Raw genomic sequence first — 25,999 nt, 5'->3', positions numbered from 1 at the left:
TAAAACACCCTATGACCCGGCCCTGGCTGCTCAAAATGCTTGATCGTCCAGACGGTATCTACGGGTCTCGGGTAAGCCCTTAGCCGGTTAAAACCTGGCAGGCACGCGCGGGCCCACGGGCCACCGCCCTTGTGGAATTCCGCGCCGCTAATCCACCCACGGGCGCGCGGATCGGCGCAAGCCTCGGCGCTTGACCATTGGGCGAATGTCGCGCCTGCGGCACAATACGGCCTGACCCTCATTCGAATGCGCCTTCGGGCCGTGCCGCGGGAGACAGGCCAACGTGTACAGCCGAACCGATACCGACGAAATGCAACAGGCCGCCGCCATGCTCGGCCAGGCGCGGCGTGTGCTCGTGATCACCGGCGCCGGTATGTCGGCAGATTCCGGCCTGCCCACCTATCGCGGCGTGGGTGGGCTGTACGATCGCGAACTCACCGCGGATGGGATCTCGATCGAGCAGGCGCTGTCGGGGGATACTTTCGAGCGTGACCCCGGTTTGTCCTGGAAATATATCGCCGAGATCGAACGCGCCTGCCGCGGGGCGCGGCCCAACGACGGCCATCGCGCGCTCGCGGCCATGGCGCGGCGCTTCGAACGTTTTTGTGTGCTCACGCAGAATGTGGATGGCTTTCATCAAAGCGCGGGCAGCCGGGATGTCATCGAGATGCATGGCGCGATCCACCGCCTGAAATGCACCCGTTGTCACTGGCGCACAGCGGTCGAAGACTACGCCCGGATCGATACCTTGCCGCCGGCCTGTCCGGACTGTGGCGCCGTGGTGCGCCCGGATGTCGTGCTCTTTGGCGAAGTGCTGCCCGATCGTGCCGTGGCCCGATATGACCAAGCACTGGGCGAAGGCTTCGATCTGGTCATGATCGTGGGCACGAGCGCGGTGTTTCCCTATATCGCCGCGCCGGTGCAACAGGCAGCCATGCAGCGCCGCGCCACCCTGGAAATCAACCCGCAGCGCACGGATATTTCCGACTATTGCGATGTCTGCCTGCAGACCGGCGCGGCCGCGACCCTCGTGGCGCTCGAACAGGCGCTACAGGCCGCCGCATGAGGCATGTGTGTCGCCTCATCCGCACGTTTGTCTGAAACCGGGCATTTTTGAATCCATCGTTCCGTGCCCACCGCATGCCCATCGCAATACACGGCGACAACGTGCCGGCCGCGCCCGCTGTGCCGTACGTGTTGATTTGCGTTACGTTACGCAGGGCCGGGTAAGGCATCGGGACGTACGTTTTGTGCGACACGCGACGATAAAAGCTCGCTTGTCGCGCGCCGCAGCCAGCAATCAGGACATCCAATGACGCAAAGCAAAAGCTCGAACATCGTCTGGCACGAAGGTACGGTCAGCCGTAAGCACCGCGAACTGCTCAACCAGCATCGGGGCTTCACGATTTGGTTTACGGGCCTGTCCGGCTCGGGCAAGTCCACGCTCTCGGTCGCCCTCGAAGAACGGCTGTATCAGATGGGCTGTCGTACGTATCGCCTGGACGGCGACAATGTACGCACCGGCTTGAACCGGGACCTGGCCTTCAGCCCGGAGGATCGCATCGAGAATATTCGCCGGATTGGCGAAGTCGCCAAGCTCTTTCGCGATGCCGGCATTATCAACCTCACCGCGTTCATCTCGCCCTATCGGCAAGACCGGGACATGGCGCGCAACCTCTCCCAGCGCGACGAAAACGATTTTCTGGAAGTATTCGTCGACGCGCCGCTGGATGTGTGCGAACAGCGCGACCCCAAGGGCCTGTACAAGAAAGCCCGCGCCGGCAGCATCCCTAACTTTACCGGCATTAGCGCCCCGTACGAAGCGCCCGAATACCCGGAAATTCATGTGCGCACGGACGAAACCAGCATAGCGCAGGGCGTCGAACAGATCGTGGCGTACCTGATCGAACACGGCTATATCGAAGCCGGCCTCGCCGACACCGCGCGCGCTACATAGCGCCGTAGCCGTAGGTTGGGTTAGCGCAGCGTAACCCAACAAAGAACGAAGCCACGGGAGCCGGTTCCAACCGGCAAAGCATCAACCGGCCACAACGCCGGCCTCATGTTGGCTTACGGCCTTCGGCCTAAGCCAACCTACGCGGCTCCGACCATGCCTCGCGGCGCGTACGCTCGTAGGTGGATGAGATGGATCCGCTCCTCCTAATCGGCGTCAATGCGCCAGACTGATAATTCAGACAACAGTCGAAAAGGAGCGGATCCATGCAACAGATTACGGAACTGGGCATCGACATCGCAAAGAACGTCTTCGAGCTGTGCGGTCTCAACGCCGCCCATGAGGTCGTCTACCGCAAACGGGTGCGCCGTCGTCAGTTTCTGGCCACGGTGCTTAATCTCGACGCCAGGCGCATCTATATCGAAGCCTGTGGCAGCAGCCACCACTGGGCGCGCCAGCTGCAGCGCGAGAACCGGTCGGTGACGTTGCTGGCGCCGCATCAGGTCAAGCCGTTCAACACCGGCAACAAGAACGATGCCAACGACGCATTGGCCATCGCCGTGGCCGGCACCCAGGCCAAGATTCGCCCGGTGGCGATCAAAAGCTTCGAGCAACAGGATATTCAAGCGCTGCACCGAGTGCGCGAGCAGGTCAAGAAACAGCGCACCGAAGTCATCAACCAGGCCCGCGGCCTGCTGGCCGAGTATGGCCAGGTGCTGCCCGTGGGTGTTGCCGGTTTCCGCCGCGGCGTGCCGGAACTGCTGGAAGATGCCGACAACGGCCTGACTGATCGCCTGCGCGCGCTGGTGGCCGATCTGTACGATCATTTTCATGCGCTCGAAGCGCGTATGCAGCAATACGATCGGGACATCAAGGCGCTGGCGAATCAGATCGACTTCTGTCGCCGGGCGATGGCGGTCGGCGGTATCGGAGCCCAGACTGCGACCGCCTTTTACGCTACGGTCGGCGATGCGGCGTTGTTCGACAACGGCCGGCAGGTCTCGGCGTGGGTGGGACTGGTGCCCAAGCAGCATTCCAGCGGCGATCGCCAATGGCTGGGCTCGATTACCAAACGAGGCTCGCGCTATCTGCGCACGCTGCTGGTTCACGGCGCCCGTGCGCTGTTGACCCGGGTTGAGCATTTGCCGGGTCGACGTGGCGACTGGTTACGTCAACGCGTGGCCCGCAACGGGCGCAACAAGGCGGCCGTGGCGCTGGCGAACAAGAACGCCCGCATTCTCTGGGCGCTGATGTACAGCGGCGATCGCTATCGCGCGGCCTAAGCCATGCGTGTGCAGACGAACATCAAAAGCCACACACACAGCAATAGCCAAGGTCTGTGTATGCACTGACAACCGATCACGCGGTGACCTGAATCGGTCACCGCCACGTGTCGGCAATCCCGACTGATGAACAACAGGTCAAACCGACGCCCTTGAAACGCCGACTAAGCCACAGGCCTGCGAGGCCGATAGGTCGATTGCGCGCTCGGGCGTACGAATACTCATCAAGGCCCGGCACCCAAGGATGTGCCAACACCGAGGCCGAATATACGGACGCCGCCTGCTCTGTTGATGATCGAGGTTGCTTACCGGAGCGGATCCATATATGGGTTAGCGCAGCGTAACCCAACAAAGAACGAAGCCCCGTGAGTCGGTTCCAACCCGCAAAGCATCAACCGGCCACAACGCCGGCCTCATGTTGGCTTACGGCCTTCGGCCTAAGCCAACCTACACGGCTCCGACCACGCCTCAAGGCTCGTATGCTCGCAGGTTGGGTTAGCGCAGCGTAACCCAACAAAGAACGAAGCCTGCAATACCTATTCGAATCCGTAAGGCTGTAAAATCGCTACAGCGCGGGTTCGACGTATCCCAACCCCCAACCATCCCCACCAGCGGCAACGCAACCCACCCGAAACTTTCCCATACATCGGCCGATACCCACGCTGCGTTCATATCCGCATGCGGGCGCGTCGTGCTAGGCTTCGCCGCTATCGAAATCCGTTGCAATCGATCAACCGAATGTTCCCAACCATGATGCGATCGCTGTTTTCCGGTCTGCTTGTTGTCGTGCTTGCCGGCTGTGCGCTCGGCCCGGCCCGGAGTGGCCCGAACGTCGACGTGATTGGCGAAAGCCAGTATTGCGGCACCACCTCGCAGGATTCCGACGCGCTGTATTTTGGCAACGCCAACGCCTTCGGTAACTGGATCGACTATCGCAGCATCGGCGAATTCAACCCGAACATGGCCAACCCCAACGGCGTGATCGTCGTGGAAATGGGCCAACGCCCGACCGGTGGCTACACGGTCTCGCTCGACAAGAGCCGCACGGCCATCGAAAACGGTACCCTGACCATCGGTATGGACTGGAAAGCCCCGCGTCTGGACGCGGCCGTAAGCCAGGCGCTCATTGCATCCTGTGTGGCCATCCGTCCGCCGGCCGGCGACTACAACAACGTGCGTGTGGTCGACCAGCTCGGCAACCTGCGCGGCGAGGCGCGCATCAGCCGCTAACGCACAGGCGTATCGTATAGCCGGCCCAGGCCAGTTGACGGCATAAACGAGCCGCAGCACCGCAACCGCCAGCCGTCTACCCGCGCAGTTACCACCGAAAGCAATCCAGTATGCAAATCCAGAGCGTTCTTTGTGTGTGCACCGGTAACATCTGCCGCAGCCCGCTCGCGGAAGGGCTGATTCGGCGCGATGCCCCGGCGATGAAGGTCGCCTCGGCCGGCATCGGCGCGGTCGTCGGCGGCAAAATGCCGGAAGCCGCGGCCGCGATTGCCACGCGCGAAGCCCTGGCGCTGGATGCCCATCGGGGCCAGCAGGTCACCCGTCCCATGCTGCAGGCCTTCGAACTGGTGCTGGTCATGGAGGCTGCTCAGAAAGACTGGCTTTGCGGCCAGTTCCCGGAAAGCCGGGGGCGCGTGTTTCTCACTTCGCATTGGACCGGCGGCGAGGACATTATTGACCCCTATCGTCTAAGTGACGATGTATTCGAAAGCGCCTATGCTGAAATCGAAAAAGGGGTATCGGCATGGCTGGCGCGGCTGCAGCCGGCGACGGCCGCGAACCATGGGGCTGGGTAGCGCCGTATCGAACGGTTCGCCGTCGAAAAGCCGATCGCAAAGATGCCGAATTTTTTGGGGTGGAATTACCATAGATCGCGTAAACTGCCACGGTCGGGCCCGTACGGCAGCGTGCACGCTGTCGACGGTATAACGAATTCAGGGGAATGAGCATGACGAACTTGGGTAAAGGGGGCGTGCGGCAGCACGCGCGTCATGGCGTGGCACGCTGCGCGGTCGTCGGCCTGCTGATGGCCGGTGTGCTGGGCGCGAGCGGTTGCGCGCTGCCCGGCTATAGCTCCGACGCCATGGACAGCGGCAGCTGGTACGACTTCGGCGGCAACGACAACGCCGCCACGTATGACGAAGAGCTATCCAAGCAGGACATCGACTACGAGCCGCGGGTACTGCAAATCACGCCCTGGCTCATTCGCCACCAGCAGGAAATCGCGGCTTCGCGCCCGCTCGGCGAAGCGCAGCAACGCGTATCCGCCGCTCCGGAAGAAACCGTCAACTACACCATTGGCCCCGGCGATGTGCTGCAGGTGATCGTGTTCGGCCACCCGGAACTCACCAACCCCGCCGGCGTCACCAATAACGAAGGCCTCCAGGGGCAGCTGGTCAGCGCCGACGGCAACATCTTCTACCCCTATGTGGGCGAAGTGAACGTCGAAGGGATGACGCTCAAGCAGCTGCGCCAGCGTATTGCCAAGGGTCTGTCGCAATACATTCGCGAGCCGCAGGTGGACGTACGTGTGCGCGAATACCGCAGCCAGCGCATCTATATTTCCGGCGATATCGCCAAGCCCTGCACTGTGCCGTTTACCGACGTCACCATCACCGTGCTCGAAGCACTGGATCAATGCGACTCGCTGGCCACGAAAGAGGGCGGCGGCGTGGGCGTGCAGAACGTCATCCTCATTCGTGATGGCGAATCCACGCCCCTGGATTTGAACGAAATCTACGCCAGCGGCCGGCCCGTGCCTCTGCGCCCAGGCGATCGTCTGCTCATCGACGACAGCGCCAACCGCATCTTCATGGTGGGCGAATTCAGCAAGCAGACAGCTCTGCCGTACTCTACTGGCGGGATGTCACTCAGCGATGCCATTGCCGATGCGGGTGGCGTGAGCCTGGATAGTGCCGATACCAGCGCGATTTATGTCATCCGCGGCTTTGTCGACAGTCAGCCCACGCGCGACGGCGGCGTGCAAACCGTGCTGCGGCCGAACGTCTACAAGCTGGATGCCAGTAACGTCAGTGGGCTGTTGCTCGCCAACCAGTTCAAGCTGCAACCGCGGGACGTGGTATTTGCCGCGCCGGCGAACTTCGTGAACTTCAACCGTGCGCTGGCGCTCATCACGCCCTCGCTGGACCTGCTGTTCCGCAGCTATCTGATCTACGACCGCTACGACCGCCGTCGCGACTAATTTAACGGGTATTTGATTTTGGCTACTGCAGACGCGCACGACACGAGTCAGCGTAAGGACGACGACGAAAAAGAGATCGATCTGCGCGAATATATCGGCATCGTCCTCGATGGCTGGCCGTGGATCGCCGCGTTCGCCATTCTCGGTCTGCTGATTGCCACGTACTTCGCCTGGAAAAAACCTCCGGTGTATCAGGCAACGTCGCTCATGCGGGTCGAGCAAAGCCAGAACATGGCGCCGCAAGCGTTCATGGAGCAGCAGATCACTGGCGGCCGTTCCAACCTCAAGGCCGTGAGTGCCGAAGCGGCCGTCATTCGCTCGCGCTCGGTCGTGGGCGATGCGGTGGACGATCTGCACCTGCGCGTGCGCGCCGCGCCGGACTACTTTCCCGTCATCGGCGAGCCAATTGCCCGGTTTGTAACAGCCAACTTCAAGGGCCGTTTCGATATTCCGTTTGCCAGCGGGTATGCCTGGGGCAATGAATCCGTCAACGTCACGCGTATCGAGATGCCGGATGCTGTCAATTCGGCATCGTTCAAACTCGTGGCGAACGGCGAGAACCAGTTCACGCTGTACAACCGCGATGGGCAGCAGGTACTCAAGGGCCGCGTCGGCACGACCGCCTCGGGCCAGGCGCCGGGCATCGGCCCGATCAAGATTTTCGTGGAGGCGCTGAACGCCCGGCCCGGCACGCATTTTAGCGTCAGGTACGTCCCGCGCCCGGCGGCGATCGGCGGCCTTCAATCCAAGCTGTCTATTGTCGAGCAGCCGCAGGGTTCCGGCCTGCTCAACCTCACGCTGCTGGGCAGCTCCCCGGCCGAGGCCGAGCGCCGGTTGGACGCTGTCATGACCTCCTACATTGAACAGAATGTGGAAAAGCAGTCGGAGCAGGCCCAGCGCCGCCTGGACTTCCTCAAAGAGCAACTGCCGCAGCTCAAGGAAGAGCGAGACATCGCAGAAAACAAGTTGCGCGACTACCAGACCGAAAGTGGAACGCTAGATTTGAGCGCGGAAGCCCAGTCCGTATTCCAGCGCCTGACCAATCTGGACCAGCAGATCGCGCAAACGGAACTACAGCGCCAGGAACTGCTGCAGGAATACACCCAGCGCGCCCCACAGGTCCAGGCCGCCAACGACAAGCGGGCTAGCCTTGTACGCCAGCGCAACGAACTCCAGCAACAGCTCAAGACCCTGCCCAAAGCCGAGTCCCAGCTGCTGCAGCTGCGCCGCGATGTAGAGGTTAACAACCAGCTGTATACCCAGCTGCTGAATACCTCCCAGGGCCTGGAGATTACCAAGGCTGGTATCACCGGCGTGTCGCATATCGTCGATAGTGCGTACGCCAGCAATGGCAAGATCGCGCCGAAGCGACAGCTATGGCTGCTTATCGGCCTTCTGGCCGGTATCGTCGTCGCAATCCTCCTGGTACTTACGCGGGCGCTACTGAGAGTCACAGTCGATGACCCGACTGAGGTCGAGTCCAAATACGGACTCCCCGTCTACGCCACGGTACCGTTCTCCAGCTGGGAAGGCACGATCAAGCGTCGCAAGCGCGGCTTTAACCTGCTGGCCGTCCATAAGCCAGATGACCCCACGGTCGAAAGCATCCGCAGCCTGAGGACCAGTCTGCAGTTCGCCATGATCGAGGGGGATACCAAGTACATCGCGATCACCGGCCCCACGCCGGCCTGCGGCAAGAGCTTTATCGCTGCCAACACGGCAGCACTCATCGCCCTGGCTGGCGGTCGTGTACTGCTCGTCGACGGCGATCTCCGTCGTGGCCAGCTGTTCCGGGCCTTTGGCTTGGAACAGGGTCCCGGTTTTTCGGAAGTGCTGTCCGGCGACATAACCGTCGACAGCGCGATCCAGAAGTCGGAAGTGGACAACCTGGATGTCCTGACCACTGGCAAACGCCCGCCCAACCCGGCGGAACTGCTCATCTCGCGCCATTTTGACGAGATGAAGACTAACTTGGAAAGCAAGTACGACTACGTGCTGTTTGACTTGCCGCCCGTGCTCAATGTCACGGACGCAAACATCGTAGCCAACCACGTTGCCGCGACCTTCCTAGTTGTCCGAAGCGAACACAGCACAGGCCACGAGGTGGATCAGGCGATCCGCCGGTTGCATCGCGACGATCTGAAACTAACCGGTGCGATCTTTAACGGCCTTCGAGTGGATCGCCGACGCTACGGCTATAGCAAGTATGGATATTACTCGTATCAATACTAGTGTCGAGTGTTATGCGTTGACATGCGATGAGCGCTTTAGGGCCATCACTTCTCGATATAGCGGCTAGATGATTAACTCCATTAAACAAATGCTGGCGCTCTTCTCTTCGGAAGAGCGCTTCAGTTTTATATGGGTCCTTCTCGCAATGCTTGCGATGGGCTTTTTGCAAATGGTCGGCGTGGGCGTGGTTTTGCCCTTCGTGTCACTGCTTTCGAATCCGGCTGCGATTCACGAGAACGCGTGGCTGGAATGGGCGTACGCGGGAATGGGCTTTCAAACGATCAACGGGTTTCTCATCTTCTTGGGCAGCGCGCTGCTTGTCGTTCTGGTGGCTAGCAATATCTTCACCGCTTACACCATATGGCTGATGACCCATTTTACTTGGGGGGTGCAAAAGCGTATCTCAGCGCGCCTGCTATCGGGTTACCTGCACCAGCCATATGAGGCGTTTCTAAACAGGAACTCTGCGGACACTGGGAAAAATATCCTGATCGAGTCCCAGCAGTTTGCTAACGGTGTGTTGATGCCGGCGCTGAAGGCGACGGCGTTCGGTATCACCGTCGTAATGATCATTGGCTTCCTTTTGTGGCTCAACCCGCTGTTAGCTGTAGGAGTTGCGGCCATATTTGTCTGTGCGTATCTGGCCGTTTATCTCACGATCCGCCGCAGTCTTTTGCGGATCGGTCGTGAGCGTATGGCTGCGAATACCGAGCGGTTTCAATCCGTAAGTGAATCGTTCGGGAGTATTAAAGAGGTGAAGGTAACAGGACGCGAAAGCGCCTTTCTACAGCGCTATTCGCCGGCTGCGGACGAGTTTGCAACGGCGATGGCGAAAAGCCAGGTGCTGTCGCAGATTCCCAAGTTCGCGATTGAAGGGTTAGCGTTCGGAATCGTCATGGCGGCTATGCTTTTTCTGCTCGCGACAGGGTCGGGCGTGGGCGACGCGCTGCCAGTGGCAAGTGCGTTTGTAGTGGCGGGTTATCGGCTTCTGCCAGCGTTGCAAAACGTTTACCAAGGTATTACCCAGTGGCGTTTCAATCAGTCGGTGATGGACACCCTCTATCAGGATCTTGTCGATAAGAGTGCGGATGTAACGAATACAGATAAGGCGCAGAGCGGGCCAGCTTTGTCCGCGGCAGGCGTTTCGGGCCACGAAAAATTGCGATTCGAAAACGAGCTCTGTCTGCAAGGTGTGTCGTATCGATATCCGAATGCACCAGCAAATTCTCTGAGCGACATCGACCTCAAGATATCGAAGAATAGCTTCGTTGCCCTGACCGGCACCACCGGCGCGGGTAAAACCACGTTGGCGGACCTGATACTCGGCCTTCTGGAGCCGAGCGAGGGTTCGATTAGCGTCGATGGAACGCGCCTCACGCCAGATAATCGCCGCCACTGGCAGGCCAACCTAGGCTATGTGCCCCAGGATATCTATCTAACCGACAACAGCATCGCCGCCAACATTGCTTACGGTATCGATTCCGCGAGCATCGACCTGGCGGCGGTAGAACGCGCTGCGCGGATTGCGAATATTCACGATTTCATCGTGGACAAGCTGCCCGAAGGTTATAAGACAGTGGTAGGTGAGCGGGGCGTTAGGCTTTCCGGCGGGCAACGCCAACGTATCGGCATAGCGCGCGCTTTGTATCATGATCCGTCGGTTATCGTCTTGGACGAAGCCACGTCTGCGCTCGATAACGAGACCGAACGACGAATTGTCGATGAGTTAGACGCCATGCGCGGCGGACGCACCCTTATTGTAATAGCTCATCGACTGACCACAGTTGAGAAATGCCATGAAGTATTTCTGTTGCAGGCTGGCAGAGTGGTCGCGCAGGGCAGTTACGAGAATTTGGTGAGTGACAGCGCTGAGTTTGGAGCTCTAGCCCTGGTTAATCCAGAATTTTAGTTACTCTCGAACATTAGTTTTGACAACTGAGATGCGCCGATGAAGGGAATTATCCTCGCGGGAGGAAGCGGTACGCGGTTATATCCTATAACCATGGGCGTTTCTAAACAACTTCTCCCCATCTACGATAAGCCGATGATTTACTACCCGTTATCGGTACTTATGTTGGCGGGAATCCAAGACATACTTATTATAACCACTGCCACCGACCAAGCTGGATTCCACCGTTTATTAGGTGATGGGAGCCGTTTTGGCTTAAACCTCAGTTACGCCATACAACCTAGTCCAGATGGCTTAGCCCAAGCTTTCGTTATCGGTGCAGACTTTATTGGGAGTGACGGCGTTTGCTTGGTTTTGGGTGACAATATTTTTTATGGCCCTGGCTTTACACCGAAACTTAAGGAAGCGGTGCTCAGAGGAGCAGGCGCGACAATTTTCGGGTACAACGTGCACGATCCTGAGCGTTTCGGTGTCGTGGAATTTAACGAACACCGGCAAGCGCTATCGATCGAGGAAAAGCCTAAAAAACCGAAATCTCATTTCGCTGTCACTGGACTTTATTTCTACGACAACGACGTGGTAGATATAGCGAAATCCGTAAAGTTATCAATACGAGATGAATTCGAGATAACGGAAGTAAATCAAGCTTATCTCCGGCGCGGGGACCTCAATGTTGAAGTGTTGGGGCGCGGTTTTGCGTGGCTAGATACTGGCACTCACGGTAGTTTGCTCGAAGCTTCTCAGTTCGTCGAGACTATCGAAAAACGGCAAGGCTACAAAATTGCTTGCTTGGAAGAAATCGCTTTTAATAATGGTTGGCTCTCTAAAGAGCAGGTGGCGCGTAGTGCGATCGCGTTGCAAAAAACTAGCTATGGGGAGTACCTGACGAAGGTATGTCTGGTTGATGGCTAAATATATAAGAAACCTGCATATTTGCCCGTCTGAAAAGTTTATACCTTCTTATATCGAATTTGTCCGAAAGTACTTCGAAGCCGACGGGAATCATTTCGCCATTATTGCCGGTAAGTCGGAATCGGCTTTCTTTTACACGCCGGGGACGGATGTTCGAAAGTACACAAGTACAGCACAAGTTGCGCAGCTCGTATACGACATTTGGCGCAGTGACAAAGTTATAGTTCACGGTCTATTGGACCCTAATGTAGTTAAACTACTCGCGGCTCAGCCGTGGGCTCATAAAAAGACGTATTGGGTGATCTGGGGCGCGGATCTATATGCTTATGCGCGACGAAAACGTAATTTCCGTCAAGCAGCAAACGAGAGAATCAAGGCTTATCTGATCCGTAGAATTTATGGGTTGCTGACTTATATACCGGGAGACGTTGAGCTAGCAAGAAAATGGTACGGAGCCACAGGGACGCATTTCGACTGTTTTATGTATTTAAGTAATATTTATCGTCCTCGCAGCGCAGTGCGTAAGGGTAGCGACGTAATTAATATTCAACTCGGTAATTCCGCAGCCCCAACAAACAACCATATCGAAGTACTTCACCAATTGGGAAAGTACAGAGACGAGAATATAAATATTCTAACGCCGTTGTCTTACGGTAATAGGTTATATGCTGAAAACGTGATTAACGTAGGAAAACGGATATTCGGCGAAAAATTTGTGGCTATAACCGATTTCATGAGCGGCAATGATTATTCCGATTTTTTGGGTAGTATCGACATCGCGATATTTAACCATGACCGTCAACAAGCTATGGGTAACACTATAACGCTACTAGGGATGGGTAAGACAGTATTCATGCGGCGCGATATCACTCCTTGGCAATTGTTTTCCTCGCTGGGTATCACGCTTGGTGATGTGGAATACTTTGAGTTAAAGAAGTTTAGACCGGAAGTGACCGAAGAAAATAGCAGGCGCATTGCGGCATACTTCTCGGAGGAGCGGCTTGTAGATCAGTACGCGCGAATTTTGCGGTAGCAACATGAAGTTCGGATTTTACGTCATTGGTAAAAAAGGATACGCGGTTCTCGAAACGTTTTTCGCTACCTACGGGAGCGATTGCGTTGCATATGTTGAGTGTCGGCAAGATGAAGGGATCCTCAAAGATTGGTATTTCGAAATTAAATCTTTGGCGGAACTGAATAGAGTATCCTTTGTAGGCGAGGGGGGGCGCGGCGGTAGGCCAGCACAGCGTGCCGATTGGTCGTTCGCTATAGGTTGGAAGTGGATGATTCCCGAACAGTCAAGGCTGATCGTGTTCCACGACTCTCTTTTGCCAAAATACAGAGGATTCGCGCCGCTCGTTAATATGCTTATTGACGGGCGGTTAAAGGCGGGCGTTACTGCGTTGAGAGCGACTGACGCTTACGACCAAGGCCCGATACTTGCCCAGCGAGCGATAGATATTACTTATCCGAAGAAAATATCGGATGCGATTGACGATCTAATTCCGGTCTATTGCGACTTGGTTGCCAGGCTATCGAGACGTCTTCTAGCGGGGGAGGCGGTTAGTTCTGCTAAGCAGAAAGAAGACCAGGCTAGCTATAGCCTCTGGCGAGATGAGGAAGATTATCTCGTCGATTGGCGTGATAGTAGCTTCAGACTTAAGCGGTTTATCGATGCTGTCGGTACTCCTTATCGTGGCGCAGCTGCCGTTATCGGCGAAAAGTCAATTCGTATATTTGACGCAGAAGTAGAGGGCGACGTCGCTATAGAAAATCGGTCCGCGCATATTGGAAAAACGATATTTATGCGGAAAAAAAATCCGGTAGTTGTATGCGGGCGGGGGCTGTTACGGCTTACGGATCTGAGGTCCGAGAGCGGTGAGTACCTGGATTACAAGGTGGCTTTCAGGACTCGCTTCAAAGGTAAAGACGATGGACACTATCCCATTTAATCGGCCGCCTCAGGTCGGCAATGAGGTTTTTTATATAAGGCGAGCGCTCAAAGGTCACCTAGCCGGCGACGGACCCCATTCGAAGCTCTGCGAAAATTGGTTCGAGGAAAGGCTGCGTTGCTACAGAGCGTTGTTAACCCCTTCTTGTACGCATGCGTTGGAATTGGCCGCGCTGTTAATCGACGTCCGGCCTGGCGACGAAGTAATAATGCCGAGCTATACGTTCGTTAGCACAGCGAACGCCTTTGCACTCCGCGGCGCGACCATAGTGTTCGTCGATGTCCGCGCCGATACTATGAATATAGATGAAGGCCTGATAGAAGCTGCGGTGACAGAAGCTACGGTAGCTATTGTCCCAGTTCATTATGCAGGGGTGTCCTGTGAGATGGACGCCGTAATGTCTATCGCCGACCGCTACGGGCTGTTTGTAATTGAGGATGCCGCTCAAGGCATGATGAGCCGATATAAGGGGCGTTTTCTAGGAAGTATTGCGCATCTTGCTGCATACAGCTTTCACGAAACAAAAAATTATACGAGTGGTGGCGAAGGCGGACTTCTGATTGTTAACGATGAGCAGTTTAGCCAACGTGCAGAGATTTTTAGGGAAAAAGGAACAAATCGAAGTCAATTTTTTCGTGGCGCCGTAGACAAGTATAGTTGGGTCGACATAGGTAGCAGCTATTTGCCAAGTGAGCTGCAAGCGGCTTATTTATGGGGCCAGCTCCAATATGTAGAGAAAATTAAAACGGATCGACTTCGGGCATGGCAGTTCTATAGTGAGCAGCTTCAACCACTCGCCGCTGCCGGCAAAATCGAACTCCCAAAAATACCCGCGGTATGTGAACACAATGGCCACATGTTTTACGTTAAGGTCGAAAACCTTGATGAGCGTTCTCGTCTTATTGCGTACTTAAAAAACGAAGGTATCGGTGCCGCCTTTCATTACGTTCCACTACATAGCTCCTCGGCTGGTTTACGGTTCGGTCGTCTATCCGGAGAGGATGTGCATACAACATCTGAAAGCGAGCGACTAGTTAGATTGCCGTTGTGGTTTGGTATTAGTTTTTCCGACCTGCGCAAAGTTACAGACGCCGTGTTCAAGTTCTATCAGTAGCCGATCTGTAAGTTTGGGAATATATTTTGGCGTCGTCGACATTTTTTGTTTTTGCCTACATGAGTTTTCTGCAGCTGTGTCGAGCAGGGAATCAGGGGGTATTCACGCGAAGTTACAGTGCTGAAGTTCCGGATTCAAACTACGAAATAATTAGAGACTAACGGTTCGTTTACGCTAGAACTAAGTTGCTCTCGCGACCGGTTATACAGGCGCTTAAGATGGAAAAGCTAGTAAAGATAAAAGGTAGGATGTCCCGAGGATTCAAGTATCCTATTGATCGCGTTAGAGGCGTTTGGCGTGATAGCGTTCTTCGAGATCTAGGTGAAAGATCACCTATTTTTGTTTTGGGTACACAGAAGACTGGCTCTACAGCAATTGCTGCTTTGTTAGCAGAGGCGACTGAGAGCACAGTTACGTTAGATATAACCCGCTCAATCTCAGATACGTGCTGGCAGATAGCGACTAAGTATCAATTGCAAGATTTTTCCGAATTCGCACTTAAGTATCGGAAAGAGTTCACCCGTGACATCGTGAAGGAACCAGCGCTTACCTATTTCTATAATGATTTAAAAGTCGTTTTTCCACGTGCGCGCTACATTATGATCCAGCGGCATCCACTCGAAAATATACGGAGTATCCTTAATCGCTTGAAGATTCCTGGTAACTTGCCCGAGATATCTTTCGATGACTGGCCAGCTTTAATCGATACTCCGGTTTGGCGTCTGGCCCTTAATAGTTCATGGCTCGGGCGAGAGTCATTTAACTACGTAGAGGCTTTAGCGCAGCGGTGGGTAATAGCGAGTGAAATTTACTTGGCGGAGCCACATAGTTTTACGCTTATTAAATACGAAGACTTCCTGGAGGGGAAGGTTTCCCGAATAACGCAGTTGGCCGAGGCAATGGATTTGCCGGTGAGAAACGGTATAGGCGATAGCGTAGATAAACAGTACCAGCCAAAGGGCACCGTGGTGGATTCGCGAGTGTTTTTTGGCGAGGAAAACCTCCGGGTGATAAGCCGGATTTGCGAACCGGTCGCGTGTAGATTCGGGTATGAGTTTCCCTAAGAGCTAGCGAGTGGTTCGCGGCCAGCGATTGCTTCCAAACTGAGTTCTTGCGCAGCAGTCGAGTCTGGCGTGGGCTCAGGGAAAGAAGCGTTGATAGGAGGTCGCGGCATGCATGGCGGATTACGCGGAGGAACACGCGCTATAAGGTGCGTACTTGTAGATCGCGTGGCGACGTTGCCTGGGGGATCGAAGCGTTGTCTGCGAAAAAGTTATTTACGTTTCAGCCTTAGCCGCAGCTTGAATAAGATGTGGGTCTTTGCCCATAAGTCGAGAGATCTTAAGACTGGGTTTGTCTACAGACTGTAAGTTTGCTTTTGGGTGAGAAGACTCGCCGAGAAGTGGGCCGTTGTTGTCATACTTATATCAAATAATACTGGGCGGTATAAATTGTTGGGTCGGCGGACTAACTTTGGTATAGCCGGTTAAAGTTGCTACGATAATGGAGGCAAGTCAGATGCCGAATGAAGTACAACCAAACAGCCAGCTCCGCATGAGTTTGCCTCCGAAGTGGCTTTTATGGAGTCGCCGTCAGCGGCAACGCTTGCGTGGAGTGCGATGTGACGAAGGCGTGGTCTTTTACTCGCGTACTGAACTTTTACGCTTTCCTCGTAATATTCGCCTTTCATCCGACGTAATCATAAAGTCTGGTGCGCATTTGTGTCCGTGTAATAAGGACGCGTATATCAGCGTAGGTAAGCGAACGTCGATTGGTTTTTATACTTTTATGTATGCCTCTTTGGCTATCGAAGTAGGGGCCGACTGTATGATCGCCCCTTTCGCTTATCTTGTCGATAGTGATCATGGAATCGCCAAGGGCGAAGTAATGAACCGTCAAAAGAACGTACCACGGTCGATTCGTATTGGGAATGATGTTTGGATTGGAGCGCACGCCGTGGTTCTGTCGGGTGTCTCAATCGGTGACGGTGCTATCGTAGCCGCGGGGTCGGTAGTGCGCGGAGATGTCCCTAGTAATGCCATCGTTGGGGGGGTGCCGGCAAAAATTTTAGGAGAAAGATCTTGAATATAGGCATAGTTATTTTGTGTCGCTACGGCTCAAAGCGGCTTCCCGGTAAGATTTTAGAGCAGATAGAGGGCCGGAGTGTGCTCGGTCACATACTCGATCGCCTTTTCGTGCAGGCTCCAGATATCCCTGTGGTCGTTGCAACTTCGGATGAGGCCAAGGACAACCTAATCGAGACGGAATGTGATCGTGAAGGCGTAACATGCTTCCGGGGATCGCTAAATGATGTGAGTGACCGCTTTCTCGCTGCCGCCCGGTCGCAGGGTTGGGAGTATGCGATCCGACTCAATGGCGATAATTTTTTTGTTGACGTGGAATCAATCCGCGGTATGGCCGCGATCGGGCGTACTGGCGAATACGATCTAATCACCAACGTTCCCGGCAGGAAATTTCCTAAGGGTATGAGCGTGGAGATCGTAAGAGTCGCATTTTTCTCAAGCGTAATTGAATATATGGATAGAGCGGACCGGGAGCACGTCACCCGGTGGCTATACGATAATGCGTCAGTGGGTCGGCGCTATGTGTATCCTAATACTCTTTGTCCGGACGCTGAAGGGCTGGATCTTGCCCTCGATACCGCTGAAGACATGGCCTTTATTAAAAGCATTGTATCGCGGGCGAATTCGTTTACGGCGGGACTTGGCCTTCGGCAAATTGCGGCGTTGGCAAACGGCGCGGCCGCGGACTTCCCTTGGCGAGGTCCTGCCGGGCCTTTGCTAATAGCGGAGATTGGTGGCAACCACGAAGGGGATTTCACGGCAGCGAAGGCTTTAACCAAAGCTGCCATAGCGTCAGGCGCAGACTACATTAAATTCCAAATTTACACCGGGGACACGCTTGTTAGCCGGGTAGAAAGTCCAGACAGGCATAGGCATTTTCGGACTTTCGAATTGACTCGAGAACAACATCGTGAACTAGCGATGATGTGTAAGAAGTCCGGAGTGGGTTACCTCGCGTCTGTCTGGGACGAGAATGTTTTCGATTGGGTAGACGAATTTATGACCTTTTATAAGGTCGGTTCAGGCGATCTCACTGCTTGGCCGTTGTTGGCGAAACTAGCCGGTCGTGGAAAGCCTATATTGCTATCTACCGGCCTCGCCACACTTGACGAGGTGATGCAAACCGTTCGGTATCTGCAGCGGATAGACCCTCGTTATCTGCGTAAAGAATACCTTTGCCTGCTCCAATGCACATCGATGTACCCGATCCCCGATAGCGAAGCCCACCTGAGGGTTATGGATCGATTACGTAGTGCCACTGGAGTCGCCGTCGGCTACTCGGACCATACAGTGGGTAGTGCAGCACTCATCACTGCCGCAAGTATGGGAGCTGAGGTACTTGAGTTTCATTTTACAGATACGCGAGAAGGTAAGCACTTCCGGGATCATAAGGTTTCGCTGACGCGCGATGAGGTGAAAACTTTGAAGGATTCAATAGAGAAAGTCACAACATTGCGTGGAACACGCGTCAAGCTGCCGCAATCCAGCGAGCTATCAGAGAATCACCATGTTACCTTTCGGCGAGCTACATACTTGCGGCGCGACTTCGAGCCCGGCGAATTGATTACTGCTGACGATATAGTCGTACTGCGCCCGATGCACGGTCTGGACGCGCGGGATAGTTCTTATGTGATTAATAGGCGGGCACGCCGTAAGATTGAAAAACTTCGAGCGCTGGATCCAGCGACGGATATCACTTGAGATGAGCCCGTTGTTCTCGCTCTCGCAAAAATGGCAGCGCCAAATGGGCCCAAAAGTGATGGCTCAGCTAACCCGCCTTTTTTACTCGTCGCGGAACGTTACGATCGGTCGCCAGTTTAGGACAGATGCGGTTCCACGGTGCCTGGTAGATCGCGACGCGTGCATCTCTATCGGGACGAATGTTGAACTTCGGGCCGGCGTAGAACTCCGGGCCCATGGAAGTTCTCACATTGTAATAGAAGATAACTGTCGCATAGATCGCGGTGTGCGGATTCTTGCGAGTAATAGTTCTTGCGTACGCGTTGGTTCTGGCGCACGAATTGGGATGTATTCCGTCCTGAACGGGGGGGACTCAATCGACGTCGGCACAGGAGCGCTATTATCTGGGTTCGTATACCTTCAGACGAGCCAACATCGTTTCGACGATAGAGCACGTTTGATTCGCGACCAAGGCTACAGGCACGCGAAGGTGGTTGTTGGTGATGGCGCTTGGCTGGCTGCTCATGTTGTCGTTATGCCAGGCGTTAGTATTGGCTGTGGCGCAGTAGTCGGTAGTAACGCGGTCGTTACCAAGTCGGTAGCGCCAAGAGAAATCGTCGGTGGCGTGCCGGCACAGCTTCTTCGTAACGCGGGAATCTAGAATGACGCAACAGTGTTTCGCGCCGTTAGTTACTGTGTATATCCCTTGCCGGAATTACGGCCGCTACCTTGCCCAAGCCGTAGAAAGCTTGATGTGCCAGTTGCATGTGAATTGGGAAGCGTTCATTGTCGACGAAGCGTCAACGGACAGTACCCCCGCTGTTGCTGCCGCCCTGAAAACTAAAGATCCGCAAAGATTAACGGTCGTCCGGAATGACCAGCCGATAGGCTTACAGAAAGTTGCTAACTCAATACTTGCACGTGCGCGCGGCAAATACATCGTTCGCCTTGACGCAGACGATTGGTTCGATGAAGGGGCGCTTCTGTTGATGGTTGCTAAGCTAGAAAGCAACCCTCGTCTCGGTTTGGTTTATGGGAATTACTTTTACACCGACGAAAGGGGGCAAGTCCTGGGGATTGAGCGTCGGCATCGCCTCGGGGTGGAGGACGTCGCGGGGCACTTGCCGCCCCACGGGGCGTGTACATTGGTAAGGACTCGTTCCCTCAAAGCGGTTGGAGGCTACTCCGAAGATATCAATGCGCAAGATGGCTGGGAGCTATGGTATAAGCTCCAAAACCGGGTTGGAGCAGCAAGTCTCGATGTGCCGGTGTTTTATTATCGGCAGCATGGGGCGTCGCTGAGTCGCGATAACACCCGGCTTCTCGCTGCCCGGGCGAGAATTTTTGACAAGGTCGCGCGGCGGCTGGAGGGTGCATATCATCCGGTTACCCTCGCGGTAATTGCTGTGCGTGAAGATTATCCAGGCGTCATTGGAGTGCCTTATCGTGAATTTGAAGGTCGTTCGTTGCTTGAGCACGCGATATTGCAGGCGGCGGGTGCTAAAGGAGTAAGTAAGGTCATCGTCTCATCAGAAAGCCCTAACGTTTTAGCTTACGCCGAATCGCTCGAGAAAGATGGAATAGTGCCGCAGCATTTGAGGCACCAGCGTAAAGATGGTGATCTATATCGACAAGGTTCAACTCTTCCCGTGCGTGATATCTTGCTAGATGTTGGGAAGTTTTACAGGGACCTGGAAAATGTGCTGCCGGACTTAATGTTGTTTCTGAGCATACATGCGGTACGCCGGCGCTCGGAACACATTGATAAAGCTATCAATATGGTGCGTATTACAGAAAGCGACTCCGTAGTGTCGGTGCAGGAAGAGAGAGATCCAGTCTTCACACATGGTTTAACCGGTCTTCAAGTTCTTAATCCAGGTAGATTTCACGATCTATCCTATGAACGAGAGCGCCTTTATAGTTTTAACGGTGCCGTCATTGGTGCTTGGTGGGAAGTGCTTTTGGAGCAAGAACTACTCGGCGACTCGATCGCTTACATTGAGATGTCGCCTGAGGACAGCATGCAGATACGCGATCCATTGACTCTTGATGCTCTGAAGTCGCGAGTAGAGTCGGGCGGGTCAAAGGCCACGCGGGTGTCGCAGTGAAGTGACGTGGGTTAATGAACGTAGGGGTATGTGATACGGGTGCGATGGGCGTCTGTAAACGACATGGCTTAGTGTGAACGATTTTGGTATGAACCCATCGTCCCGGCGCTTAATGGAATATTCTAGCTCGTGCAGGCTGGGGGACTAGTGACGGAAACACTGTGATTCATTTCAAACCGACGCTCCGCGCCTATTCAGGTCATTAACAAGTATGAGCGATAGGGTCTAAATCCCAGTTTACGTTAGGGGCTATATAAGTGTTTTCGGTTGTAATTCCGTTATTTAATAAAGAGAATTTTATATCACGATGTGTTGAGTCGGTTTTATCGCAGACGCGCCCGGCTAGCGAGATCATTATCGTAGATGACGGCTCGACAGACGGAAGCGCTAAGCTCGTCGAAGATCGATATGGAGATAAAGTCACCCTTTTGTACCAAGCCAATTTGGGGGTTGCGTGTGCCCGTAATAGGGGCATATGGCATGCGCAGACCGAATGGATCGCATTCCTAGATGCGGACGATTTTTGGTCGATACATCATCTGGAAGTGCTCGCTACGATCGCCCATCGCGATTACGACATTGCCGGTATTGCTACGAAAAGCAAAACGCTTAACTCTAGTGCTTCCACATCTTGGGCAAATGGCAGGGAATCCAACCTGCCAGAATATAATATTACCGAAATCGACTACTTCAAATTTGCCGCGAAAGACGTACGTGTCGTGCATACTTCCGCATCAGCATTCAAGCGAGATGTCTTGCGGCGCCTAGGGGGGTTCAGGAACTTCCGTTACGGTCAAGATCAGGAACTCTGGGTGCGCGTATTCATCCGCGAGCGGTGCGCTGTTGCCTCAGCGGTGACGTCTTTTTACACGTCGGAAACCGGTGGCGCTATGGATAGTATGTGGGACAACTACGATCGTAAAAGAGCTCCAGTAACCACGCCAGCGGAGATAAGTCCATCCGTTGCATATCTAACAAGCTCTGAGGTTGCGGAAATCCCCCTCTCCGAAGGAACGAGTTATCGCAGCGTTTATACTTATCTAAATTCCAGAATTGCGAAATCAACTTGGAGAAGTTTGCAGTCGCAAAATTTTACCCGTGCCAAGAGCACCGCGGTCTATGTGCGTTGGCAAAATCTCGATAGGTTTTTTCTATTTAGACTCATTCCATTTGTCCCGTCGTCGATATTAAAAGCCGCGCCAATTGTGCGTCGAGCAACAAAGCTTAGGCGAAATATATGATGTGGCAGCGACATGACCTACGGTTCGCCGGTACGGACGTTCTCGCAATTTGCAGCAAACCTGTTCAGGTATTTAACGTTGTCGGCTTGCTCCGATCTATGCCGTTTCGTAATAAAACTCTCCTGTTGCTTACCAGTAACTTTCCGAATTGGCAGGGCTTTAGGCGGGATCTTGAAGAATACTTTAGTGAAGTTGTTAGCCGAGTGGTCTGCGTTGACAACAACACTGACTTAAAGGTTGAGATTAGTCGTCAGACGTATGATTGGCTTTTCGTAGAATGCGATCGTGCTGAGTCATATCGCTTCTACGCTCCCCACAAGCGCACTGGCCTCTTAGTTTTCGAAGAAGGTTTAGGAACTTATAACGGCCGGCCGCTGCCTCCTCATCGACGATTACGCTGGCTCAAATGGCGTCTCATGAAAGCTCGCTACGGGTCAGGTATGTTCTTCGGCGATGGGCGTAGTACGGATTTGATAGCTGTAAATTTCAAAGAGCTATATTTGTCGATGAATAAAGTCTGCCCGGCCCGTGTCGTTGAAAATAGGGTGTTCTATAAAGAAATCGTGCGTTGCGAGCGTCTTGTCCACTATAAGCCGCCGGAGCTCTTTCGTGGACAAGATTTGCTTTTAGTGCTGGTCGCACGTCGCTCTGATACAAGCCGCTGGTCAGGATATGCGAAAAATTTTCAGTACGATAATCTTCTGGTTAAAGGACATCCACACGATGAAGAAAGTAAGTTTGATCGCCGTTCCGTATCGCGATATTTTCCACGCTGGGCTCCGGCGGAGCTAGTAATAAAATCGCTCTCGGATGTTGCTGCAAAATTAACCGTGATACATGGGGGGTCAAGCGCTTCGCTGTATTGTAGGCATCTGGAGAACGTCGAATTCGTGGGTTTTGAGTTATCGCCGCATTATATAGAAGTCATGAAAAAAGCTAAGTTTAGTGAAGCTATTTTCGAAAAATATGTCGAAGATGAAGTCCGGAGCTCATCTCGATGACTTTCAGCGTAGGTATCATAGATAGCGGTAAGGCGTACCTCCCGGAGAAGTACGCCTACCGAGACTATCTACAGTCTAACGGTATGTATGTCGAAGCAGGCGATCAAAACGAAATATTGTCTATGCTTCGCGTGCAGAGGTTCGACGTTCTAATCCGCTTCGGGGGAGTTCTGCCGCCCATACAGGAGTATAGTGATGTTGCGGAGATTCACGAATTTCACAGCGCTAGTACGGGATCTTTTCCCACAATAAAGAATCTGATCAAAAGGGTAAAATCGAAACGCCCGGCTGGGCGTATTTTTTTAAATGCATTCGTTGAACGTGAATTTAATTTTCACGATGGAGTCCCGCACATTCTACGTGATATGGGCGCGTCCCCGCGCTTACTGGAATGTCGTAATTGCAAATTGAAGAAGTATGACATTGTTTATGCAGGGTCGCTTTCCGGCCGACCTGGTTTGTGGGGCGTAATCGATAAATTAGTAAAAAAAGGATATCGAATTGGCTTGGCGGGTAAGTTAGATCATCGGCGGAGCCGGTGGGTCGGCGATAGGCCGGAGATTAGTTGGGTTGGAAGATTAGACCATCGCGACGTGCCAGAATTTTTAAAACTTGGGAAAATGGGCCTGAACTTTATACCTGATAAATATCCGTACCCATATCAGACTAGTACGAAAGTTATCGAATACCTAGTAGCTGGGTTGCCCATTGTTTCTAACCGGTACCCGTGGATAGAAACCCATAGTCGGCAGCATGGGTATCGGTATATCGATTTAGTTAACTTGCTAAACGGAGAGTATTGCAGTGAGGAAGACGACTTGATAGTGGACAATGCCGCTTCCTTTACCTGGCCGGAGGTGCTGAGACAATCGAATTTTTGTGATTTCGTGCTCAAAGTAGGTGCTATTTCATAGATATTCAGTATTGAAAACGTCGTCCTATAATTGGAATACGTCGTATTCTTTGGCGGAAGCTATTAGTTGATGAACACCGTTTGATATTAGTGAAAGTCGTATGTGTTCTCTGTTCTCGGGGTTTTTAAATAGCTGATGTTCATTTACTGGGCCGTATTCGTTTGCGCCGGTGTGGTGGCAGTTGCGAGGTTACGTGTTTCCGTTTTCGGTTGGGTATTCCTGGGCGTGGCGCTGACGGTGTTCGTCGGACTCCGGTACGAGGTTGGCGGAGATTGGGACACCTACTTAGGTTACTTAGTTCGAGTCACCGGGAAGCCGTTGCCCGAGGTATTAGCTTATAAGGATCCCGGTTATCAGATAGTAAATTGGTTCGCAGCGCGCGTCGGCTTTGATATTTGGTTTGTGAATCTTGTCGCGGCTGGGGTTTTTGTTTTTGGCTTGATCCGATTCATTGTCTTCCTGCCAGACCCGAGAATAGCGCTAGCAATTTCGATTCCGTATATGGTCATCGTCATGGCTATGGGGTATACCCGTCAGGCCATGGCGTTTGGGCTAGTGTTATGGGGGTTGACCTTTCTGATTCGGCGGCAGCTTCTAAGTTTCGTCGTTGTCTTGGCGCTTGCGGCAACTTTTCATAAGTCGGCCGTCATTTTGGTACCGTTAGCAATACTGGCGAATACGAAAAACAGAGTATGGTCGGCGATCTGGATCGGCGCGACAGGAATCATCCTATTTATGTTGCTGTTGCAGGAACACGTCGATGCCCTTTATAGGCAATACGTGCTTTCCGACTACTCTGAGGCATCGGATGGTGGGCCGGTTCGCGCTTTAATGAATGCGCTGCCGGCGATTGTATTCGTGGCTTACCGTAATCGCTTTAAGATGCAGGCTGAAGAGCGTTCTCTTTGGCTGGCGGTTTCCATGCTTTGTCTAGCATGTCTTCCCCTGTTGTTATTTTCTGTAACGGCGGTGGATCGAGTCGCTTTGTACCTGATGCCAATCCAACTCGTTGTTGCGAGTCATCTTACTGGTTTCGTTAGCGCTAGGACTCGAGTAATTTCTCGAGTTGCGATCCTAGGAGTATATGCACTCGTGATGTTTGTTTGGCTTAATTACGCTGGCCATCGTGAGGCGTGGTTGCCCTATCGATTTTGGCCGTTCGCTTAACCTATTGGATCGGTCATATTCCAGCGTTGCGAACGACCATCGTCCGGTTTGGTAGCGTTTCGATCTTGAGCTCCAGTGTTCAGATCACTACCTCTGCGGTGACCTGCGCAGCGTAGCGAGCTTGCCTCAGCCCGCTGGGTTCTTTCTTCGGTCGTTCTTCGTTGTACTCTCGATGCCAGCCCCGGATGATCGGGGTGGCATGGCAAGGCTTACGAACCGGTGCTCGTTCAAGCATTCATCGCGGAAGCGGCCGTTGAAGGGCTCGATATAGCGTTCTAGTTTGGTTTGCCGGGCTCGATCTGCTTACGTTGTACATCGTTGTTGTACGCCCAGTCCAGCATGGCCTTGCCGATGAATTCAGGCCCATGGTCTGATCGTATGACCGTCGGTAGACCACGGGCGAGCGCGAACTCAGCAAGTACACGGGCGACTTGCGTGCCGCTCATCGATCGACCGGGCACGAGTGCCGCGCACTCGTGCGTGGCGTCGTCGACGATGCACAGACACTTGATGGCACGGCCATCGGCGACCCGATCGAACACGAAATCCATCGGCCAGACTTCGTTCGCCCGAGCGGGACGTATCAAGGACTGCCGGTCGGAGATCGGCACCTTCTTTCGTTGTCTTCGTTGAACCTACAGGCCTTGCTCGGCATAGAGTCGTTCGACGCGCTTGTAGTTGACGGACCAGCCGGCCTGGCGAAGCTTGAGATAGATCATCGGCGCGCCGTAGTGCCGATAATGCTGTGCCAGACGCAGCATCTCGGCCGGTAAGCGTTCGTTCTAATCCGGCATCGGCTGATACCGGGATGCGCTGGCACTCACCGCCACCACGGCCAGCGAACGTCGTTCGCTCGAGCCGCACTGACCCATGAGCCGCACCAGCTCGCGCTTGGCTACTGCGGTTACCATTTTTTTCACAAGGCCTCGCGCGTGACTTCGCTTTCGAGTATCGACTCGGCCAACAGCCGCTTCAAGCGACTGTTCTCAGCCTCAGCGCCTTGAGCCGCTTGGCGTCCGAGACGTCCATTCCGCCGAACCTGTTCCGCCACGTGTAATAGCTGGCCTCGGAAAAACCGTGTCGGCGGCGCAGCTCTTTAACGGGCGTACCGGCCTTGGCCTCCTTCAGAAAACCGATGATCTGCTCTTCGGTATAGCGCTTCTTCATGTCCAATCTCCAGGCTTTGGGTGATTGGACTCCAGGTCGGGCTGCCACTCAATAGCGGGGGATGATCGGT

Annotated in this window: 21 protein-coding genes and 1 pseudogene; 21 read left to right on the top strand and 1 reads right to left on the bottom strand. The window is 54.1% G+C overall.

The genetic code is table 11. The features are described from left to right. Nucleotides 1–283: 283 nt before the first annotated feature. From S4A8_RS16665 to S4A8_RS16565, 21 genes are all read left to right on the top strand, one after another. A complete protein-coding gene (locus S4A8_RS16665) occupies nucleotides 284–1,066 on the top strand; it encodes an SIR2 family NAD-dependent protein deacylase (RefSeq protein WP_353220992.1) in 783 nt (260 codons plus the stop codon). Between the two features lie 246 nt (nucleotides 1,067–1,312). Then, complete coding sequence (cysC, locus tag S4A8_RS16660; RefSeq protein ID WP_353180675.1) at nucleotides 1,313–1,957, top strand: adenylyl-sulfate kinase; 645 nt, start codon at nucleotides 1,313–1,315, stop codon at nucleotides 1,955–1,957. Nucleotides 1,958–2,220: 263 nt separating this feature from the next. After that, on the top strand, nucleotides 2,221–3,237 hold the full coding sequence (locus S4A8_RS16655; RefSeq protein WP_353220991.1) for an IS110 family RNA-guided transposase: 1,017 nt from the start codon (nucleotides 2,221–2,223) through the stop codon (nucleotides 3,235–3,237). Between the two features lie 750 nt (nucleotides 3,238–3,987). Next, complete coding sequence (locus S4A8_RS16650; RefSeq protein ID WP_353220990.1) at nucleotides 3,988–4,467, top strand: protease complex subunit PrcB family protein; 480 nt, start codon at nucleotides 3,988–3,990, stop codon at nucleotides 4,465–4,467. Between the two features lie 110 nt (nucleotides 4,468–4,577). Further along, entirely contained in the window at nucleotides 4,578–5,042 is a 465-nt protein-coding gene (locus S4A8_RS16645) for a low molecular weight protein-tyrosine-phosphatase (RefSeq protein ID WP_353220989.1), read from the top strand. 152 nt (nucleotides 5,043–5,194) lie between these two features. Further along, complete coding sequence (locus tag S4A8_RS16640; protein ID WP_353220988.1) at nucleotides 5,195–6,448, top strand: polysaccharide biosynthesis/export family protein; 1,254 nt, start codon at nucleotides 5,195–5,197, stop codon at nucleotides 6,446–6,448. Nucleotides 6,449–6,466: 18 nt separating this feature from the next. Then, the gene (locus tag S4A8_RS16635; RefSeq protein WP_353220987.1) at nucleotides 6,467–8,680 is read left to right on the top strand and encodes a polysaccharide biosynthesis tyrosine autokinase; all 2,214 of its coding nucleotides are present in this window, start codon (nucleotides 6,467–6,469) and stop codon (nucleotides 8,678–8,680) included. A 67-nt stretch (nucleotides 8,681–8,747) separates the two neighbouring features. Further along, a complete protein-coding gene (locus S4A8_RS16630) occupies nucleotides 8,748–10,589 on the top strand; it encodes an ABC transporter ATP-binding protein (protein ID WP_353220986.1) in 1,842 nt (613 codons plus the stop codon). A 39-nt stretch (nucleotides 10,590–10,628) separates the two neighbouring features. After that, the gene (rfbA, locus tag S4A8_RS16625; RefSeq protein WP_353220985.1) at nucleotides 10,629–11,501 is read left to right on the top strand and encodes a glucose-1-phosphate thymidylyltransferase RfbA; all 873 of its coding nucleotides are present in this window, start codon (nucleotides 10,629–10,631) and stop codon (nucleotides 11,499–11,501) included. Then, on the top strand, nucleotides 11,494–12,534 hold the full coding sequence (locus S4A8_RS16620; protein ID WP_353220984.1) for a TDP-N-acetylfucosamine:lipid II N-acetylfucosaminyltransferase family protein: 1,041 nt from the start codon (nucleotides 11,494–11,496) through the stop codon (nucleotides 12,532–12,534). The genes rfbA and S4A8_RS16620 overlap by 8 nt, the downstream gene beginning before the upstream one ends. Before the next feature lie 4 nt (nucleotides 12,535–12,538). Then, entirely contained in the window at nucleotides 12,539–13,453 is a 915-nt protein-coding gene (locus S4A8_RS16615) for a methionyl-tRNA formyltransferase (protein ID WP_353220983.1), read from the top strand. Next, on the top strand, nucleotides 13,434–14,567 hold the full coding sequence (gene rffA, locus S4A8_RS16610; RefSeq protein WP_353220982.1) for a dTDP-4-amino-4,6-dideoxygalactose transaminase: 1,134 nt from the start codon (nucleotides 13,434–13,436) through the stop codon (nucleotides 14,565–14,567). The genes S4A8_RS16615 and rffA overlap by 20 nt, the downstream gene beginning before the upstream one ends. 218 nt (nucleotides 14,568–14,785) lie before the next feature. Further along, a complete protein-coding gene (locus S4A8_RS16605) occupies nucleotides 14,786–15,631 on the top strand; it encodes a sulfotransferase family protein (protein WP_353220981.1) in 846 nt (281 codons plus the stop codon). Nucleotides 15,632–16,070: 439 nt separating this feature from the next. Continuing rightward, the gene (locus tag S4A8_RS16600) at nucleotides 16,071–16,652 is read left to right on the top strand and encodes an acyltransferase (protein WP_353220980.1); all 582 of its coding nucleotides are present in this window, start codon (nucleotides 16,071–16,073) and stop codon (nucleotides 16,650–16,652) included. Next, the gene (locus S4A8_RS16595; protein WP_353220979.1) at nucleotides 16,649–18,352 is read left to right on the top strand and encodes an N-acetylneuraminate synthase family protein; all 1,704 of its coding nucleotides are present in this window, start codon (nucleotides 16,649–16,651) and stop codon (nucleotides 18,350–18,352) included. The genes S4A8_RS16600 and S4A8_RS16595 overlap by 4 nt, the downstream gene beginning before the upstream one ends. A 1-nt stretch (nucleotide 18,353) precedes the next feature. Continuing rightward, a complete protein-coding gene (locus tag S4A8_RS16590; protein ID WP_353220994.1) occupies nucleotides 18,354–18,992 on the top strand; it encodes an acyltransferase in 639 nt (212 codons plus the stop codon). Between the two features lies 1 nt (nucleotide 18,993). Then, a complete protein-coding gene (locus S4A8_RS16585) occupies nucleotides 18,994–20,439 on the top strand; it encodes a glycosyltransferase family 2 protein (protein ID WP_353220978.1) in 1,446 nt (481 codons plus the stop codon). Nucleotides 20,440–20,696: 257 nt separating this feature from the next. Continuing rightward, entirely contained in the window at nucleotides 20,697–21,680 is a 984-nt protein-coding gene (locus S4A8_RS16580; RefSeq protein WP_353220977.1) for a glycosyltransferase family 2 protein, read from the top strand. Between the two features lie 125 nt (nucleotides 21,681–21,805). Further along, nucleotides 21,806–22,681 (top strand): hypothetical protein, encoded by an 876-nt coding sequence (locus tag S4A8_RS16575; protein WP_353220976.1) that lies wholly within the window; start codon nucleotides 21,806–21,808, stop codon nucleotides 22,679–22,681. Continuing rightward, nucleotides 22,678–23,595: a glycosyltransferase family protein gene (locus S4A8_RS16570; protein WP_353220975.1), complete on the top strand. Its 918-nt coding sequence runs from the start codon at nucleotides 22,678–22,680 to the stop codon at nucleotides 23,593–23,595. Before S4A8_RS16575 ends, S4A8_RS16570 begins: the two co-directional genes overlap by 4 nt. A gap of 135 nt (nucleotides 23,596–23,730) precedes the next feature. Continuing rightward, nucleotides 23,731–24,762, top strand: coding sequence for an EpsG family protein (locus S4A8_RS16565; RefSeq protein ID WP_353220974.1), 1,032 nt, complete (start codon nucleotides 23,731–23,733; stop codon nucleotides 24,760–24,762). Between the two features lie 79 nt (nucleotides 24,763–24,841). Here the strand turns inward: S4A8_RS16565 and S4A8_RS16560 are convergent. After that, nucleotides 24,842–25,929, bottom strand: a pseudogene (locus S4A8_RS16560) (IS3 family transposase). Between the last annotated feature and the right edge of the window lie 70 nt (nucleotides 25,930–25,999).

The sequence above is a fragment of the Salinisphaera sp. S4-8 genome (assembly GCF_040361235.1).
Classification (GTDB): domain Bacteria; phylum Pseudomonadota; class Gammaproteobacteria; order Nevskiales; family Salinisphaeraceae; genus Salinisphaera.
This window is presented reverse-complemented; position numbering and strand designations above follow the sequence as displayed.